Source organism: Rhizobium sp. Root708 (assembly GCF_001429725.1).
In the GTDB taxonomy this organism is placed as follows: domain Bacteria; phylum Pseudomonadota; class Alphaproteobacteria; order Rhizobiales; family Rhizobiaceae; genus Rhizobium.
This window is the reverse complement of record NZ_LMHV01000014.1, coordinates 1-16854: the sequence shown is the minus strand read 5'-3', so window position 1 is coordinate 16854 and position 16854 is coordinate 1. Positions and strand designations below refer to the sequence as shown.

The 16854-nt window shown below is 60.1% G+C and carries 15 protein-coding genes; 6 read left to right on the top strand and 9 right to left on the bottom strand.

Annotated elements, in window-relative coordinates; genetic code table 11:
• Positions 1-15 precede the first annotated feature (15 nt).
• The 5 genes from hutC to ASE04_RS13050 all read left to right on the top strand — a co-directional run bounded on the left by hutC (position 16) and on the right by ASE04_RS13050 (position 4973).
• Positions 16-747 (top strand): histidine utilization repressor, encoded by a 732-nt coding sequence (gene hutC / locus ASE04_RS13070; protein WP_056817914.1) that lies wholly within the window; start codon positions 16-18, stop codon positions 745-747.
• A 40-nt stretch (positions 748-787) separates the two neighbouring features.
• Positions 788-2077, top strand: a complete 1290-nt coding sequence (locus ASE04_RS13065) for a hypothetical protein (protein ID WP_056817859.1) — start codon at positions 788-790, stop codon at positions 2075-2077.
• Between the two features lie 212 nt (positions 2078-2289).
• Positions 2290-3303 (top strand): ABC transporter substrate-binding protein, encoded by a 1014-nt coding sequence (locus tag ASE04_RS13060; protein ID WP_056817857.1) that lies wholly within the window; start codon positions 2290-2292, stop codon positions 3301-3303.
• 25 nt (positions 3304-3328) lie between these two features.
• A complete protein-coding gene (locus tag ASE04_RS13055) occupies positions 3329-4189 on the top strand; it encodes an ABC transporter permease (RefSeq protein ID WP_056817855.1) in 861 nt (286 codons plus the stop codon).
• A 1-nt stretch (position 4190) separates the two neighbouring features.
• Complete coding sequence (locus ASE04_RS13050) at positions 4191-4973, top strand: ABC transporter ATP-binding protein (RefSeq protein ID WP_056817853.1); 783 nt, start codon at positions 4191-4193, stop codon at positions 4971-4973.
• Positions 4974-5021: 48 nt separating this feature from the next.
• On the opposite strand, the gene ASE04_RS13045 is transcribed toward ASE04_RS13050, so the two are convergent.
• From ASE04_RS13045 to ASE04_RS13020, 6 genes are all read right to left on the bottom strand, one after another.
• A complete protein-coding gene (locus ASE04_RS13045; RefSeq protein ID WP_244490394.1) occupies positions 5022-7019 on the bottom strand; it encodes a N,N-dimethylformamidase beta subunit family domain-containing protein in 1998 nt (665 codons plus the stop codon).
• A 119-nt stretch (positions 7020-7138) separates the two neighbouring features.
• Positions 7139-8209 (bottom strand): DUF2218 domain-containing protein, encoded by a 1071-nt coding sequence (locus ASE04_RS13040; RefSeq protein ID WP_056817849.1) that lies wholly within the window; start codon positions 8207-8209, stop codon positions 7139-7141.
• The gene (locus ASE04_RS13035; protein ID WP_056817847.1) at positions 8193-9047 is read right to left on the bottom strand and encodes an ABC transporter ATP-binding protein; all 855 of its coding nucleotides are present in this window, start codon (positions 9045-9047) and stop codon (positions 8193-8195) included. Before ASE04_RS13035 ends, ASE04_RS13040 begins: the two co-directional genes overlap by 17 nt.
• Complete coding sequence (locus ASE04_RS13030; protein ID WP_056817845.1) at positions 9044-10078, bottom strand: FecCD family ABC transporter permease; 1035 nt, start codon at positions 10076-10078, stop codon at positions 9044-9046. Before ASE04_RS13030 ends, ASE04_RS13035 begins: the two co-directional genes overlap by 4 nt.
• On the bottom strand, positions 10075-11118 hold the full coding sequence (locus ASE04_RS13025; RefSeq protein ID WP_056817842.1) for a FecCD family ABC transporter permease: 1044 nt from the start codon (positions 11116-11118) through the stop codon (positions 10075-10077). The genes ASE04_RS13030 and ASE04_RS13025 overlap by 4 nt, the downstream gene beginning before the upstream one ends.
• Complete coding sequence (locus ASE04_RS13020) at positions 11115-12116, bottom strand: iron-siderophore ABC transporter substrate-binding protein (RefSeq protein WP_056817912.1); 1002 nt, start codon at positions 12114-12116, stop codon at positions 11115-11117. The genes ASE04_RS13025 and ASE04_RS13020 overlap by 4 nt, the downstream gene beginning before the upstream one ends.
• A 320-nt stretch (positions 12117-12436) precedes the next feature.
• Here ASE04_RS13020 and ASE04_RS13015 point away from each other — a divergent pair, with 320 nt between their 5' ends.
• Complete coding sequence (locus tag ASE04_RS13015) at positions 12437-14572, top strand: TonB-dependent siderophore receptor (protein ID WP_056817840.1); 2136 nt, start codon at positions 12437-12439, stop codon at positions 14570-14572.
• 48 nt (positions 14573-14620) lie between these two features.
• Here ASE04_RS13015 and ASE04_RS13010 read toward each other — a convergent pair whose 3' ends face one another.
• The 3 genes from ASE04_RS13010 to ASE04_RS13000 all read right to left on the bottom strand — a co-directional run.
• Positions 14621-15514, bottom strand: a complete 894-nt coding sequence (locus ASE04_RS13010; RefSeq protein ID WP_156408774.1) for a helix-turn-helix domain-containing protein — start codon at positions 15512-15514, stop codon at positions 14621-14623.
• A 186-nt stretch (positions 15515-15700) separates the two neighbouring features.
• Entirely contained in the window at positions 15701-16537 is an 837-nt protein-coding gene (locus ASE04_RS13005) for a TIM barrel protein (protein WP_162260525.1), read from the bottom strand.
• A gap of 73 nt (positions 16538-16610) precedes the next feature.
• The coding region (locus ASE04_RS13000) for a formyltransferase family protein (protein WP_274533874.1) at positions 16611-16854 on the bottom strand (244 nt) is incomplete at its 5' end.

The following is a 16854-nucleotide window of genomic DNA, read 5'->3' as shown; positions in this document are numbered from 1 at the left end:
GAGATGGAGACACGTTTGACTGGCCTCTCAAACACGGCATCACCGCTATACGAGAAGGTGAAGGACTTCGTGCTCGGTAACATCGGGAACGGCAATTGGCCGCAGGATGCCAAGCTGCCATCCGAGCACGATCTGGTGTCCTCGCTCGGCGTTTCGCGAATGACGGTTCATCGCGCGCTTCGCGAGTTGACCGCACAGGGGCTGCTTCGGCGCGTGCAAGGTGTCGGGACGTTCGTTGCGCCTCCCAAGGCGCAATCGACCTTGATCGAGATCAGCAACATCATCAACGAAATCAAAGCGCGCGGCAGCCGACACAGAGCGGAAGTTGTCGTGCTCGAGCGTATCGAGCATCCGGATCCGACGCTGTTGCGCGCCTTTGAGTTCAGGACGCGTCAGCCCGTCGATCATTCGCTTGTCGTCCACTTCGAGAACAATGTGCCGGTGCAATTGGAGGAGCGCTACGTAAACCCCGAGTTGGTGAAAAACTATCTCGACCAGGATTTCACGTCGATCGCCACCTATGACTATCTCCAACACAGCACGCCGCTCACCGAAGTCGAGCATCTGATCAGCGCGGTCCCGGCTAGCGAGACGCACGCAAAGCTTCTTCATATCCGCGAGAACGACAGCTGCCTCGTCCTGTTTCGAAAGACCTGGACCGGCCAGACCGTCGCCACCGTGAATACATTCACCTATGTCGGAAGCCGCTACGCGCTTGGCAGCAGATACCTGCCGCCCGCGCGATAGCCGTTTTTGACACCTAGAAGACCGAAAATACGAGAGCATCATGAGCCAGAGTTCGAGCCGAACCGCCGTCATTCGAGATCATGCAAGGCAGCGCGACGGCATCGCGGAAACGCTTCTCGTCGAATTGCTTCATGACCTGTTCCAGATTGACGTCGGCAATCTTGTGATCAATCACGACCAGTACAGCCTGAATTCGCTGAACGGTTTCTTCGACGTCGGCGATGCGCCCTACTTCTTCAAGTTCCATCAGGAAGAGAACGAGGAAGAGATGAGCGGCGAATACTATCGCGCCGATATCCTCGCTCGGGCCGGTCTCCCCGTGGATCAGCCGGCGATGATGTCGACCCTCCCGGGCGAACAGATCCTTGTCTACAAGCGCCGGACGAACCCTCGCTTCTCCGACGTGTTGCGAGCGATCGATGAGCGGCACGACGATGACGAGGCAAAGCGGGCCGTGGATGCCGAACGCAAGCTTAATGAAGAGGTCCTTGCCGTCTATCTCAAGACACTGCATCCGGTAACGGCGGACCAGGTCGTCAAGGAGCCGATCAACCGGCTTTTCTATGATCGGTTGGTAACAGCTCCGGCCGAGAACTATCCCGGCGGGCGCCTTGCGAGTTTTTATGTCGACAAGGAGTTTGCCTTCCCTGGCGTCACGCTCTTGTGGCAAGAGTTCTCAAAGGCGCGCTTCGTCGTCAACGGAATGGAATACAAGAACACGATCGCCGAGCTTTTCGACCTTGCCCACGAAAGGCTCAATCCTGCCCGTCTGGCGGATGCCGGTGGTGTGACGGCGCACGGCGACGCCCACAACGCGAATGTCTGGTACGAGCGCGACGGAGCGGACGCCACGCTCTCCTTTTTCGATCCGGCGTTTGCTGGTGAACATATTCCCACTCTCCTGGCCGAGGTGAAGGCAACGTTTCACAATATTCTCGCCCATCCCTACTGGCTCTATGAGCCAGCTGTCCTGCAGGAAAAGGCAAGCGCCAGCGCACGCTATGAAAACGGAACGCTGTACGCCGACTTCGACTGGCGGCTGAGCCCGGTGCGTCAATCGCTTCTTCAAGCGAAGGCAGAGACAATGTGGAAGCCGTTGCTGGCGACGCTGAAACAGCGTGGTCTGCTTCCCGCCGACTGGAGGCAGGTGATCCGGCTCGGACTATTCCTGTGCCCGACGCTTGTGATGAACTTGCGCGCAGGCGCGGCTACCCATAACCCGACCTCGTCCCTGATCGGCTTTTCGGTTGCGGTAATGACAGGCTCGGATCCAATTGAGGGCGAGGACGCGATAACGCATTTCCTCGCGAGCATTGATCCCGAAAGGTAAGAGATCATCTTCTCCACGCGGCATCCGCAGCCATGAATGTACGAAAGGCGATGAAAGGAACGGTCGAGCAAAATTTTCCTGACCGAGGAACGCATGACATGCACAAACGTCCCCGTTATCGACCTTGATGTTTGTGCAAGGAAAAAGAATAGATGCCAACGAACACGGCGCAAGCCGTACAACCAAATGACGTTGTCAAAAGAGGGGTTCCAATGAAGTACACATCTATCAGCAAGCAGCTTTCCCGCGCAGCGATCGCGTTCGCGGTCGTCGGCGTTCTCGCAGGAACCGCAGCGCAAGCCGCAGAGATTCCGGCCAAGCCGGAGCCGGGCACGTTCAAGATCGGCATCGAGCCTTGGCTCGGTTACGGCCAGTGGCATGTTGCCGCCAGCAAGGGCCTGTTCAAGAAGGCCAATCTCGATGATGTCGAACTGGTGAACTTTGCCGAAGACAAGGATATCAACGCGGCCCTGGCGAGCGGCCAGCTCGATGGCGCCAATATCGCGACCCACACCGCGATGGCCATGGTTGCCGCCGGCCTACCGGTCAAGATTGTCTCCCTGCTGGACTTCAGCCTGAAGGCCGACGCGATCCTCGCAGGTAGCGACATCAAGAGCATTGCCGATTTGAAGGGCAAGAATGTCGCCTTCGAAGAAGGCACGACGAGCGATATCCTCCTCAACTACGCGCTCTCGAGCAACGGCATGACGATCGACGACATCGTTCGCGTTCCGATGCCGGCAGCTGACGCGGGAACGGCACTGATCGCGGGACGCGTTCCTGTTGCCGTCACCTACGAGCCCTACATTTCGACCGCGCGGGCGCAGGACAAGAACATCCAGCTTCTCTTCGAAGCAGGAAAGGATCCGGGTCTCGTTTCGGACGTGTTCGTCGTTCGCGAAGAAGTCCTGAAGTCGAAGCCGGGCCAAGTTGTCGCGATGATCAAGGCATGGGACGCGGCATTGGCTGACTACAAGGCCAACACCAAGGAAGACCGCGCGATCATTTCCAAGGCGGTCGGCGCCTCGCCGGAGGATCTGGAAACCGCCTTCGACGGCGTCCAGTACTATACCTCGGCAGAGGCTGCGAAGGCATTCGCCGGTGACTTCAAGACCAAGACCTTCGCCGACGTGCTGAAGGCCGCCAAGCAGGCAGGTCTGGTCACCGTCGACGTTTCCGCAGACAGCATGATCGACGCGTCGTTCGTCGATGCGGCAAACAAGTAATCCCTGCGAGAACAACGGAAGCGCAATGTCCAGCTCTTCACCATTGTCGTCAACGACTGAACGACCCCGCGCGCAGGAGCGCGCGGGAGTCGGCAGGCCTCCGAGCGCCTTTCGCATCGGCGATCCCATCGGTGCCCGTTCGTTTCTGCTGATCTCAATAGCGGTCTTCGCCGTTCTGTTCGCCATCTGGTGGGCTTCGACTGTGACCGGCTGGGTGAAGCCCATCTTTTTGCCCAGTCCCGGAGCGGTCTGGAGCAAGATGGTGGAGCTTGCTCTCGATGGAACTCTCTGGAACGACGCCGGCATAAGCATCTACCGCATGCTCGTCGGATTTCTGCTTGCATCTGCCATGGCGATCCCGATCGGCATCATGATCGGCTGCTTCAAGACCTGGGAAGCGGCCGTCGAGCCCCTCGTCGACTTCGTTCGCTACATGCCGGTCGTGGCCTTCGTGCCTCTCAGCATCCTCTGGGCCGGAACAAGCGACCTGCAAAAGTTCGTCATCATCTGGATCGGAACTTTCTTCCAGCAGGTGCTGATGGTCATGGACAGCGTCAAGCGCGTCCCGACGGACTTCGTCGGCCTTGGGCGAACACTCGGCATGTCCGAAACCAAGATCCTCCGTCGCATCGTTCTGCCGTCCGCCTTGCCCGGAATATGGGATACGCTGCGGATCAGTCTTGGCTGGGCTTGGACTTGGCTGGTTCTCGCCGAACTCGTCGCCGCCACGTCAGGCCTCGGATACCGTATCGTCGTCTCCCAGCGATACTTCCAGACGCAGACGATCATCGGTTACATCCTGCTCCTCGGATTACTTGGTCTGGTCACCGACCAAACCATGAAGGCCCTCGAGCGTGTTTTCTTCCGTTATGCTTCGAGACATTGAGATGAGCCAACCCAAGCTGAAGATCGAGTCGCTCAACAAGTGGTACGGCTCCAGGAAAGGCCCGGTCCATGCGCTGAATGACATCAGCCTCGAACTTGCCGACAACGAGTTCGTTTCTCTCGTCGGCGCCTCCGGTTGCGGAAAAAGTACCCTTCTATCGATCGTCGCCGGTCTGCAGGGGTTCGACAACGGTGTCCTGTTGACCGACGGCGCACCGATCGTTGGCCCCGGGCTAGACCGCGGTGTGGTCTTCCAATCCTACACCCTTCTTCCGTGGCTGACGGCGCAGCAAAACGTCGAGTTCGCCTTGCAGGCAGCCGGGCTGTCGTCGGCGGAATGCAGGGAAGTCGCGCGGCACCACATCAATCTTGTCAAGCTCGATCGCTTCGCCGATAGTTTCCCATCGCAACTTTCGGGCGGCATGAAACAGCGCGTCGCGATCGCACGCGCCTTGTCGTATCGACCGAAGATGCTGCTCATGGATGAACCGTTCGGCGCGCTCGACGCTTTGACTCGGCACCAGATGCAGGAACTGCTGACGCAAATTTGGGAAGAGCATCGGCTGACGGTTCTTTTCGTAACGCACGACGTGGAAGAGGCCGTTTATCTCTCGGATCGCATCATCGCGATGAGCATCAATCCGGGCCGCATCAATTCGACATTCCATGTCGGGCTCGCGCGGCCGCGCAATCAGGACATGATCTCGACGCCGGAATTCCTGGCGTTGCAGAAGGAGGTGCTGAACGCCATCAGGGCGGGCTCGCAGGGCGAGAACGAGCATTGAGTTTGCCATCGGCGCCACCGGCGCCGATGCTATTCAGTTTCCTTGCAGTCACAACCGGCTCTGAAACCGTCCTATCAGGTTGCGCATGATGCGTCCGACATCATTGTCATGTCCGGCGCCGGGCAGCGCACCGATCCAGGCGACCGAGCTCATCGAGACGACGATACCACCGCCTTCGTGGCGATAGGCTGTCATGTCAGCCCTGCGCAGCGCCGCTCTCTCGCTATCGCCTTCGACGATCCACAAGTCGGGCCTCACTTGGAAGGCATCGTCAAAACCGTCAGCCACCGCGAGCCTGACCAGGTTCTTCGGCGTAACCTGCGACGTGATGACGGCGTCGATCTCGTATCCCGCCGCGCCACCGAGCACGGTTCCCTCGCCGCCGAACTGATCGGATGTCACGCCTTCGAACAGCCAGGCATACTCTCCGCTATAGCTGCCGCTCAGCCGCCGATAAGATCGAGACTGGCCGAAACCCATGATGACATAGGTCACGCCGACCAGGGCTTGCGGGTGATTTAGTCCGCGGTCTTCCCAGTTCCCACCGGGCTCGCCGGTCATCGCCAGATGAGTTTCGCCCGGCCGACCTGTCCAGATGTCGTTTTTGCCGCGGCGCAACTCCATCCTGTGCCCATGGATCGCCACGACCCAGTAGAAGCCGTTGCCGCCGAGGTAGGCGAAGTTTCCACCGCCGCGAAGATAGTCCTTCAAGCCGGCCATCATCGGTGCTGACCAATATTCGGGATGGCTGCCCGTCAGGACCAAGTCGTAGGATGCGAGACTGGCCGCGCCCTCCTCATGCAGATCATGGTCCGTCAGCACGTCGACAGCGATTTCGTGACGGTGACAGAACTTCAGAAACTGGAGATCCACCGAGAGAAGGTGCGGCGAGTTCGACAGCGGGTAGTGATAGTCGTCCCGAAGCGTGGTTCGCGGGCGACGACTGCTTGTCAGGCTGACACCGCTCAGGTCGGCATGGACGTCGTAGAGGCTCAGGAAGTTGTTGTCGGTGGCGAAACGGTGCGCCCGGTCAGTGCCGTGCCAGGGATACTTCTCGGGAGGCAACTGCTCGTCTGCGTAAGCGAGATAGGTGGCGGTCGGCAGCAGGAAGGCAACCGAGGAGGCAGGCCGGCTCGCGCGCACGAAGAAGGGAAGTTTCTCGATGCCGTCGATTGTCTCGATCACAAGCGCACACACCCCGGACCGGGCATCCTCGGGCACCGAGATCGCCAAATCCGCTTCCCAATCGAACCCGCCAAAGTCATCGTCATGCAGATGAATTGCATCGAAGTGATACGGCGCCAGCCTTGGATCATGAATCTCGCCGGTGAATCTTGGCGATGCCACCGCAAATGTCGGAGCGTTGCGAATGGAAAGCCGACCTTCGCCGCCGTCGATTGGCATCAATGTTTCAGACGCGGCATTAGCCTGAAACCGCCACTCGGATTTCCGGCTATCCGTATCGAGCACGATTCTACCGATGCGGGCATTAAGGGTCTGATCCCTGTGGCTTGGCTCGGCACCAAGACAGATCGCCCCGGACGGCTCGCCAGCTAGGATTTCGACTTCACCAGCGGGAGTTCCGTTGCAACGCGTAAGGCCGCACAAGACACGGCCGGAACGAGCGGAAAGGTGAAGCCGGTACCAAAACTCGTTATCGACGCGGGCCAGCAATTCGCCGTTGGCCCACAGATCTCCGCTCGCGTCGAGCGTAAGCGCGAAACCGTCCCAGCAAACAACCGGCTTGGTCGCGCTATTCAGCGTGAAGAGAATTTCCACGTCCAGGTGGATTTCAGCAGCCGTTTTGGAAACAGGAATCTCGACCCATGATCCGATGTCGAAATCTCTCACGCGGAAGCGATCGTTCGCTCGCGAAACGGACCATTCGGCGATTTCGGCGTCATCGAGGTCAAGCGTCTGAATGGAGATACGCGCCTCGGGATCGGAGCACGAAACGAAAGCGCGGGTAGTCTCGCCGGCGCGGACGCTCCACGGCTCGATAAAGCCCGCCGCCGGCATCGCCGTATGGTTCAATGTCCGACGCACTCTGTCTCTCCCGCGCTCGACCGCCTCGCTTGTTCCGGGTTAGCGTGCTCGCCGCGGAATGACAACGGAAGCGCAATTCGATCGGCGGAAAGACCCACGTGCTCTCCGGAAAAGCGCCGTCATGCCTGGCTAGCGCCACGCTCCCAATACCACGCCACGTACATGTTCTTCCTGTCATGGCCGCGCCCCTTCAGGAAGGCTCGGGTCGCACGGACGTCATCCTTCTCGGCGGCGAACCAGACAAAGGTGCCATCTTCCATCGAAGCTATCGCTTCCGCGGTCGTCTCGAAGAGAGAGGACCGGACGTTGTCGGAGTAGTCGCAGCGGTGCAGCCAACGGACGTCGAGTGAAGCAGCGGAGACAAGCGGTTGCTCTTCCGCCGCGTCGGAAACTTCGATAATCGCCTGCAGCTTTGTGCCCGCTGGCGCTTCCTCCACAATCCTTGCTATGGCCGGGAGCGCGCTTTCGTCTCCGGCGAGCAGGATGGACCGTGCCACGGGAAATCCACCGCCGCCCGGTCCAAGCAGCGCAACCTTTTGCCCTATCCGCGCGTCGCGCGCGAAGTCCGCTCCGGGTGTCTTCACGCCCGCTAGGGGGTGCTGCAGGAAATCGATCCAGAGTTCCCGCTTCTCCGCATCAACAGCGCGGATTGTGTAGACGCGCACCAGAAGCTCGTCGTCGCCTTGTGGCCACGCCACGCGACCGTCGGAGCGAAGTCCCGGCCAGATCGGTTGCCTGCCGCTCGGCGGCACGAGCACGCGGACATGCATGTCGCCGCCGAGAAACGGGCTGATGTCGCTGCATGCGAATTTCACACGACGCATGTGCGGCGTCACGTCTTCGGCGCCGACGACTACTGCCGTGTGAAGGTTAGGCAACACTTTCAAGGCTGCGGACTTCGCCCAGCTGAGTTCGAGAGGCTCTTCGCCGGCAAAGTAGAAGAGATGCTCCGCGAGCATCGTCTGGCTCATCTGCAGCGCCTGCTCCGTCGGGCAACTGAGATCGATCAGCAGTTTGCCATCATCCACGCGGATCGTGGCGTTCCCGATCTTACTCTTCAGGAAGGCCAGGTGTTCGCTTCGCTCCACCTCGGCATGCTCCACGAAGTGCTCGCAAATCTCGTCGAGCAGACTGTGCGGGTTCACTGGGATTGCTACGCCAGACAGATTGTAGTCATGAGCGGTCGTCATGGGTTTTCCTCTTGGTAGCGAGCTGCGAGCCATTATTGTGTTCCACCATTCGGTGTCGGCCGATCGGAAGCATGATCGGTCTGCCCGAGGTCGGATCGACGATGATGCGGCTCTCAAGGCCGAAAACGTCGCGCACATTCTCGACTGTCAGGACCTGTTCCGGGGTGCCGGATACATGCACTCTTCCTCCCGCCATCGCCACAAGGTGATCGCAGTAGCGCGCCGCAAGATTGAGGTCGTGCAACACCATGACAATGGTTGTGCCGCGTGAATGATTGAGATCGGTTAGCAGATCCAGCACCTCGACCTGATGGCTGATATCGAGAAAGGTCGTCGGCTCGTCGAGCAGCAAAAGCTCCGTCTGCTGGGCAAGGGCCATGGCGATCCAGACGCGCTGGCGCTGCCCGCCGGAGAGCTCGTCGACAGGCCTCTCTGACAGCTCGGATGTCTTGGTCGCGGTCAACGCTGCATTGACGGCCTCGTCGTCCTTTCGCGTCCAGCGTGAAAACAGCCCCTGATGCGGGTGCCTTCCCCGGCCGACGAGATCGGCGACGGTGATCCCCTCGGGCGCGATGGGCGACTGCGGCAGAAGGCCCAGTATCCGCGCAAGCTCCCGCGACGGCGTGCGATGGATCGACTTGCCATCGAGCAGGACTTGCCCCTGACGCGGCGCAAGCAGCCTCGACATGGTCCGCAGCAATGTGGATTTCCCGCAGGCATTGGCGCCGACGATCGCCGTCACCTTGCCGGGCGGAACGGCGAAATCCAGCATCTGCAGGATCTCGGTCTCTCCGTAGCCTGCCGACAGGCCGCTGGCGACGAGGGAATGAACTGTCATAGCGAGCCTCCGCTCCTGTTGACACGGACGATCAGGAAAATCAGGTAAGGAGCGCCGAGCGCGCCGGTCACGACGCCGACGGGATAGCGGCTCGGCAAAAGGAACTGCCCGACATAGTCGCCACCGAGCGCGAGGGCCGCGCCGACGAGCGCGGCGGGAACAAGCAGCGAGCCGCTATTCTTGACAAGGCGTGCCGCTATCGGGCCGGAGAGAAAGGCGACAAAGGCAATCGGACCTGTGACCGCCGTTGCGGACGCGATCATCCCGACCGCGGAGACGATGATGAGTATCCGCGTACGCGAAACGCCAACGCCAAGAGCCGCCGCCGTATCGTCTCCGAGACGCAACGCTTCCAGATCGCGGGCGCGGCTCAAGAGAAGGCCGCCAAAAACGATCAGCGACAGGAGCAGCGGGGCCGCCTGGGAGAGCTGGGCGCCGTTTACGCTACCGGTCAACCAACGCATCGCCTCCTGCAACGTCCAGGACGGCGCTTGCGAAAGGATGTAGGCGATGACGCTTTCCAGCATCGCCGAAACCCCGATGCCAACGAGAATAAGACGCGTGCCGGCAACGCCGTTTCGAGACGACAGACCATAGACGAGCAGCGCAATCCCAAGCCCGGCGGCCACGGCGACGACGGAGACCGCGGCCCCCTTCAGCGACAGGACGACGATGGCAAACACTGCCGCGGCACTCGCGCCGGAACTGATGCCGATGATATCGGGGCTGGCGAGCGGGTTGCGCAGCATGATCTGGAACGCCACGCCGCCGAGCCCGAAGCTCGCGCCTGCTAGCACCGAAAGGACCGCGCGCGGCAATCGAAGCTGGCCGACGGTAAAGGATGCACTCGCCACTTTTTCGCCAAGCAGCACCCGGATGACATCCTGCAGCGGCGTAAACGATTGCCCGAGCGACAAGGTCAGCGCGAAAACCGCAACGACAAGCGATACCAGCACGACGACAACGGCGGAATGGTTGCGCCTGCGGATGCGGCGATTCTCAACGATCCGCTCAAGAGACCGGGCCATCATAACTCGCGCACCCTCTGTCGCCTGACGATGGCAATGAAGACAGGTGCGCCGAGAAGGGCCGTCACGATGCCGACGTCCAATTCGGCGGGTCTCGCAACGATCCGCCCCACGATATCGGCGGCAAGCAACAAACCGGCGCCCCCGATCGTCGAGAACGGCAAGAGCCAGCGGTGGTCGACGCCGACAAGCAGGCGGCACAGATGCGGCACCACAAGACCGAGAAAGGCGATCGGGCCACAGACGGCTGTAGTCGCGCCGCAGAGAAGAATGGCGCCCAGCGATGCGACCGCCCGTGCCAACGCCACGTTTTCACCGAGTCCCGCGGCCAATTCGTCGCCGAGGGCCAGCGAGTTCAGCTTTCGGGCCGACAGGAGACTGATGGCAAAGCCCACGGCGAGAAACGGAAGGACCGGCATGATCCGCTCGAAGGTCGCTCCCCCTACACCTCCGATCTGCCAGGAGCGGATGCCGCCGGCAATATCGTTGCGCGGCAACACGACAGCGACAACCATCGAGGCAAAGGCCACGGATGTCGCTGTTCCGGAAAGCGCAAGTTTCAACGGTGTCGCGCCGCCGCGCCCCAACGATCCGATCGTGTAAACGAAGACGGCAGCACCGCCGGCCCCTACAATCGCAGACCAGATATAGGCTTCGGCGGATGTGATGCCGAACCAGGCGACGCCGACGACCACCGCGAGCGATGCCCCCATGTTGACGCCGAGAATTCCCGGATCGGCGAGAGGATTGCGGGTCACGCCCTGCATGATTGCTCCTGCGAGCCCAAGCGCAGCGCCGGCAAGAATGGCAAGCAACGTCCGTGGTATTCGCACCGCAACCGCGGCCTGGCCGATGTTATCGACGTGACCGTTCAGTGCCGCGCCGATATCAGACCAGCTGACGTCGCGTGTACCGACCGTCACTGAAAGCGCGCACAGGCAAGCAAGCAACGCGATCAAGCCAAGCAGCCAAAAACCGCGAGCCGGGTTGCTCCGGCCGGCAAGTCCCGCCTTGCGGGACGTCTTTCTGTCACGAACGGTCATTGAGATTTGCTTGGAGACTTTCTTGCCGCGTCTGCAAGCAAGGCCACATAATCCTTCAAGACCCAGGAGATCGACAGCGGCGTCGGATTGGCGGCCGTGCCGACAGGATTGGGACCGAGCGTGACAAGCGCACCCTTGCCGACAGCCGGCATCCTTGCCATCAGCGGATTTTTCTCGAGCGCTTCGAGAAGCTGTTCATTTCCATAGGTGACGACGATATCGGCATCATCGAAGGAATCGATGCGTTCCGCGCTGATGGAACCCGCGAACTTCCCGGGCGCCGACGCAGCGACGATGCTCTTCGGAGCGGTAAGTCCGAGATCGGCGAAGAATTTCACGCGTGTGTCATTCATCGTGTAGAAATTGACCGTGCTCAAGTCGCTCGCGTTGAGGTGCGTCAAGAACATCGCGGACTTGCCGTGCAATTCCGGATAGCTGGCCACTGTCTGGGCAATCTCGCTCTCGATCTTCTTGATGAGAGCTTCTCCCTCGGCGGCCATGCCCATTCCGGCGCTGTCGAGGCGGATCATCTCGCGCCAATCGGTGGACCATGGTGCTTCCGGATAGGCAACAACAGGGGCGATCTGGCTCAACGTGTCGTAGTCCGACTGGCTGAGCCCCGAATAGGCGGCCAGAATGACGTCGGGGTGCGTGGCTGCCACCGCCTCGAAATCGATCCCGTCCCCTTCATCGAACAGGACAGGCTTGTCGGCATGGAGTTCTTTCAGGCGATCCGCGACCCACGGCAGGAGACCATCGCTGTCGTCGTCGCCGAAATTGGCTGCGGCGAAGCCGACAGGGACGATGCCCAACGCCAGCGGCACTTCATGATTGGCCCAGGCGACCGTTGCGACACGCTCGGGTTTCTTGGCGATAACGGTCGTTCCGAACGCATGCTTGATGACGACAGGATAGGACGTGTCCGCCCAGGCGTAAGCAGGGACGAGCAGCCACGTGCATATCGCGATCAATCGCGCGAGAAGGTTCAACCGATGCATTGCGTCAACTCCGCCTGCCATTTAAGTGGACTTCCAGTCTCAGGTTCAGACGATCGCGTCAACAGCCTGCCCTGCGCTTGTTGAAAAGCGAGGTCAGTTTCCCGTCGGTTCCTACAAAAATGGAGAAAGTTACAATACTGGACAAACATTCTCCAGTTAATGGCCATTCGGGTTCGCAAGGGGAAGAACCGCGACGAATACGGGCCGAGAAAATCAGGCTCGTGGTTTCGGCGCAGTGCCTCCTCGTTGTCCGACCCCAGCCTACACTGACGTGCGGTCGCGAAGGCCAGTTGTGACCTTAGGATTTTTGGAACTTGAATATGCACATTGAAAGAATAGCCGGTCGCCTGACGGGAAGCCGTCACCGCTCTCGCAAGATGTCCCTTCTTGGGTGCACGGCACTCATCGCTTTCATGCCGACTTTCTCCTACGGCGAGGATGCCGGCACCTCGGGTTCCGAAACGACGCTCTCGCCTATCGTCCTCCAAGGTGTGGGCATCGGTCTCGACCTGGAAAATGATTCCAAATCGATCGTTGCCAGGAAGACTACCGCTGGCGGCGCGATGGCGACCGACATTCTCGATATCCCGGCTTCCGTCTCGGTCATCACCTCCAAGGAGATCGAGGAGCGCGGCGCGCAGAACGTCGAGCAGGTCTTGCAGTACACTTCCGGTGTCACGACCGATTTTTATGGCTCGGACGACCGCTTCGATTATTTCAAGATCCGGGGCTTCGACGCCAACATGTACCGTGATGGTCTGCTTATCGGCAGCCCGTTCGGCGGCCTGCGCGAGGAGCCATACGCCTATGAGCGCGTCGAGGTCCTCAAGGGGGCGAACTCGTCAGGCTTTGGCGCTTCAGATCCGGGCGGATCGGTGAATTACGTGACCAAGCGTCCGAAGAGCGAGCGCTTCGGCGAGGTCTATGCGACAGGCGGTTCCTACAGCCACGGTGAAACCGGCTTTGACTTCGGCGACAACATCACGGCCGACGATACGCTGTCCTACCGCATCACCGGCAAGTTCCAGAGATCCGACGACGAATACGACTACTCCCAGAACGACGAGAATTTCATCACGGGAGGCGTGACCTGGCGTCCGAGCGGCGACACCAATCTGTCGGTGATTTTCGACCATCTTGATCGTGACGGCGTACCCGGCAGTGGCGGCCATCCCGTCGGATCGAATTTTTCAAGAAGCAGGTTCTTCGGCGAGCCGGATTTCAACTACCGCGACATAAACCGCAATGCCGTCAATATCCTGTTCGACCATGATTTCGGCGACGGTCTGACCTTCAACGCGAACGCGCGCTACAGCAAGTCACGGTCGAACTTCGGTTACGCCTATATCTCGGCCACGCCGACGAGCGGTTCGACGATCGCGGATCGCGCCTACTTCGCCAACGACAGTTCGGACGAGCAGTTCATCGTCGACACGCACCTGCAGTATGATGCGAGTTTCGAGGACATCGACAACCGCACACTGCTCGGCCTGGAGTACAACGACTACAGCAAGGACAGCGCCAGCTATTGGGGCGGCGCACCGGGGATCGACTGGACAAATCCGGTTTATACGGGCGCCCCGACGTCCGTACCGATCTATGCCAATACGCGAAATGATCAGAAGACGAAGGCGATCTACCTGCAGGAAGAGCTGACCTTCTTCGACAAGCTGATCGCGACTGTCGGCCTGCGAAACGATTGGCTGGATCTCGACGAGGCAAACAAGCTCGACAACACCGCGAAGTCCGGCGACTTCAGCGAGTTCACCAAGCGCTTCGGCCTGACCTACAAGCTCACCGACGAGTTTTCCGCCTATGCGAGCTACGCGGAGTCCGCAGCACCACCACAGATCGGCACGGCGCCGGAGACAGGCAAGCAATACGAAATCGGCGTCAAATATGCGCCCACCGACTTCCCGGCGATCTTCAGCGCCGCGGTCTATGACCTGACAAAGGAAAACATTACGGTCACGGATTCCACAACGCTGCTGCAGTCAACCGTCGGAAAGGTCCGCAATCGCGGTGTCGACCTTGAAGCCAAGGCAGAGGTTACGAACAACGTCAACGTCATTGCTGCTTATTCCTATATCGACTCGAAGATCGTCGAGAACGGGACAGGCGGCAACGAAGGCAAGCGACTGGCTTTGGTGCCGACGCACTTTGCGTCCGCCTGGGTTACCTACACGCTGGAAGGCAACGGACCGCGGGGAGACATGACCTTCGGGCTCGGCAGCCGTTATACCGGCTCGTACTACATGAGCGACGCCAACACCTCGAAGTCGAAAGGTAATGTCGTGTTCGACGCGTCCTTCAACTACAAGATTCAGGAAAACACCACCTTCCAGCTGAATGTCAGCAATCTGTTCGACGAGAAGCATGTGGCATACGGTGGCTTCGGGGCGGATTTCTACAATCCCGGCCGGGCGATTTACGCAACGCTTCGCCAGACCTGGTAAACGAACGACCCGCCCACTCTCGCTTCCGGGTGGGCGGACATCCAGCGGCTAGCGCGTCTGCTGCAACCGCCGCCAGGCGGCTGGCGTGTCGCCGGCGATTTGGCGGAAGACCTTGGTAAGATGCGCCTGGTCTGAGAAACCAAGCTGTGCGGCGACGTCGGCCACGGACAATTCGCTTTCGAGCAGCAGCGTTTTGGCGTGTTCGATACGTTTCCCCAATTGCCATTGCAGCGGCGTCTTGCCGGTCGTCTGCCTGAAGACGTTGGAGAACCAGCTTTCGGAGAGGCCAACCGTCTCGGCCATCTCGGCGACGGTAAAGCGGCGATCGGTCAGCCCATCGAAACGAGCCATCAGCTTGTTCATCTGCGCCTGAGTGAGCCTTGCGTTCGCTTGCTCTGAGCCCGTCGCGGAAATATCCAGCAGGCTGGCAACGATGCTGCCAACAAGGCTCTCGCCATAGATCTCATGTTTCGAAGGCTTCGAAACCTCATCGACGACGAGGCGGGCCAAGGTCTCGATCGCACCGGTAGCCTGAATCTCGACGGATCGGCGGAGCGCCGTCACGGCCGCGGACGCGCCAACAGCCGGGGCGAGATACTTGAGCAGCTTGTCCTTATGCAGATGCAGATTGAGATGCGAAAAGCGGTGTGTGGCGCTGCTTGTTGTCCACATGGGCACACCGGGCGGAACATAGACTGCCCGCATCATTGGCCGATGGTGCTGGAGGAAATCGCCGTTCCGGTTGGATATCCGAACCTGCGACGAGACATCACTGAAGAACACCATGATGCGCGGATCATCCGCAAGGTAGTAGCCGGTGGCACCGGCCTGGCTCTCCGCCTCCCAATAGGCGCTGACGAGACCATCGAACTGGCGCCATTTGACCGGCGCCACCACCCGGATGCCTTCGGTGCGCCACTTCATGGAATGCCAAAACTTCACTCTACCGATCCATCCTTGCCAGCTCGCGCACGCGAGCAAAACGGCAGTGGAGAGCGACGATCCCGGTCGTTACGGAAAGCGCCGAACATAACATGACTTCAAATATCATGTTTTTTGACATTGGCAAGCCGGCCCCAGGTGTGTTCGCCCGGAGCCGGTCAAAGTATGGCACGTCTGAGCGTGGTCTCAGTTCGCGAGCGCGGCCGTGATGGTATCCATGCTTGCGCGCAGACCGGCCTCGATATTCGGGTCGACGTGGACCAAGGGAGAGAACAGTTCAAAGGAGTATGCGCCCCGATAGCCGACGGCATTCAGGTGCTTGATCTGCTCGATATTTCCCAGGCGGTCAGCCTCGTTCACCAGAATACGGTGCTTGTCCTGCATCTCTTCCGGCCGCAAGCCGGCGTCAACGACGCCGGAGATGTGAACGATGCCCGTCCACTCCGGGAAAAACTCCGTCTCACCGGCAAGATGATGATGGAACGTATCGTGGACGAGACGGAAGTGATCTTTGCCTCCAACTGCCTCGAACGCATCGACCGCCTCTCCCTTCAGCCTGAGCGAGGAGGTGGTGAACCCCAAAGGCTCCACGAGACCCACAAGGTCTTGCTTTTCCAGCATTGGCAGGATCGCAGCAAGGGCATTGCGAAGGCCGGCAAGACGCTCTTTTTTTGGTTCCTCCACGCCGTCATTGCTCGGAATGAGACTGATAGTCTCCGCCCCACTCTCCTTTGCCTGCGAGATCAATAGTTTGACTTTCTCCCGCATGGCATCCGACCAACGGTTGAAGCCATAGACTTCAGATAGCCCCAGCAGCCGAATGCCCTTCGCGCGCGCGTACTCGCCGACTTCAGCCGGCCGGGCCCCGTCGAAAAACGGGCGGCTGGTCAGTTCCTTGTCAGCAAGGTCGTTTCGAAGTTCGACGCCCATGCATCCGAGCCGCGCCGCAAGGTCCACAAACTGGCGGCTGTCCAGCGCCGGAGCGGTTATGTGGTTGAGCGCGAATTTGATCTGTTCACTCACGTCTGGTTCTCCAATCAGATAGAAGGCTGTTATCGCAATTGTCTGTTCCGGAGGCGGCGGACTGAGCCACCGGTCACCCCATCCGCTCGGATGCATAGCTTCCCGGGCTTGCCGGGAAGACGACGGTGCGGTTGCCGTTCAGGAAGGCGCGGCGGTGGATATGGGCATGGATGGCGCGCGCCAGCACCTGGCTTTCGACATCGCGGCCGATCGAGACATAGTCGTCGGCGCTCTGCGCATGCGTGATGCGGGCCGTGTCCTGCTCGATGATCGGACCTTCGTCGAGGTCGGCGGTGACATAGTGTGCCGTCGCGCCG

What these genes read in the sequence shown, in the direction of transcription:
- ASE04_RS13065 (WP_056817859.1), top strand. Translation starts at nt 788, where the DNA reads ATGAGCCAGAGTTCGAGCCGAACCGCCGTCATTCGAGATCATGCAAGG.
- ASE04_RS13060 (WP_056817857.1), top strand. Translation starts at nt 2,290, where the DNA reads ATGAAGTACACATCTATCAGCAAGCAGCTTTCCCGCGCAGCGATCGCG.
- ASE04_RS13055 (WP_056817855.1), top strand. Translation starts at nt 3,329, where the DNA reads ATGTCCAGCTCTTCACCATTGTCGTCAACGACTGAACGACCCCGCGCG.
- ASE04_RS13050 (WP_056817853.1), top strand. Translation starts at nt 4,191, where the DNA reads ATGAGCCAACCCAAGCTGAAGATCGAGTCGCTCAACAAGTGGTACGGC.
- ASE04_RS13040 (WP_056817849.1), bottom strand. Translation starts at nt 8,209, where the DNA reads ATGACGACCGCTCATGACTACAATCTGTCTGGCGTAGCAATCCCAGTG.
- ASE04_RS13035 (WP_056817847.1), bottom strand. Translation starts at nt 9,047, where the DNA reads ATGACAGTTCATTCCCTCGTCGCCAGCGGCCTGTCGGCAGGCTACGGA.
- ASE04_RS13030 (WP_056817845.1), bottom strand. Translation starts at nt 10,078, where the DNA reads ATGATGGCCCGGTCTCTTGAGCGGATCGTTGAGAATCGCCGCATCCGC.
- ASE04_RS13025 (WP_056817842.1), bottom strand. Translation starts at nt 11,118, where the DNA reads ATGACCGTTCGTGACAGAAAGACGTCCCGCAAGGCGGGACTTGCCGGC.
- ASE04_RS13020 (WP_056817912.1), bottom strand. Translation starts at nt 12,116, where the DNA reads ATGCATCGGTTGAACCTTCTCGCGCGATTGATCGCGATATGCACGTGG.
- ASE04_RS13015 (WP_056817840.1), top strand. Translation starts at nt 12,437, where the DNA reads ATGCACATTGAAAGAATAGCCGGTCGCCTGACGGGAAGCCGTCACCGC.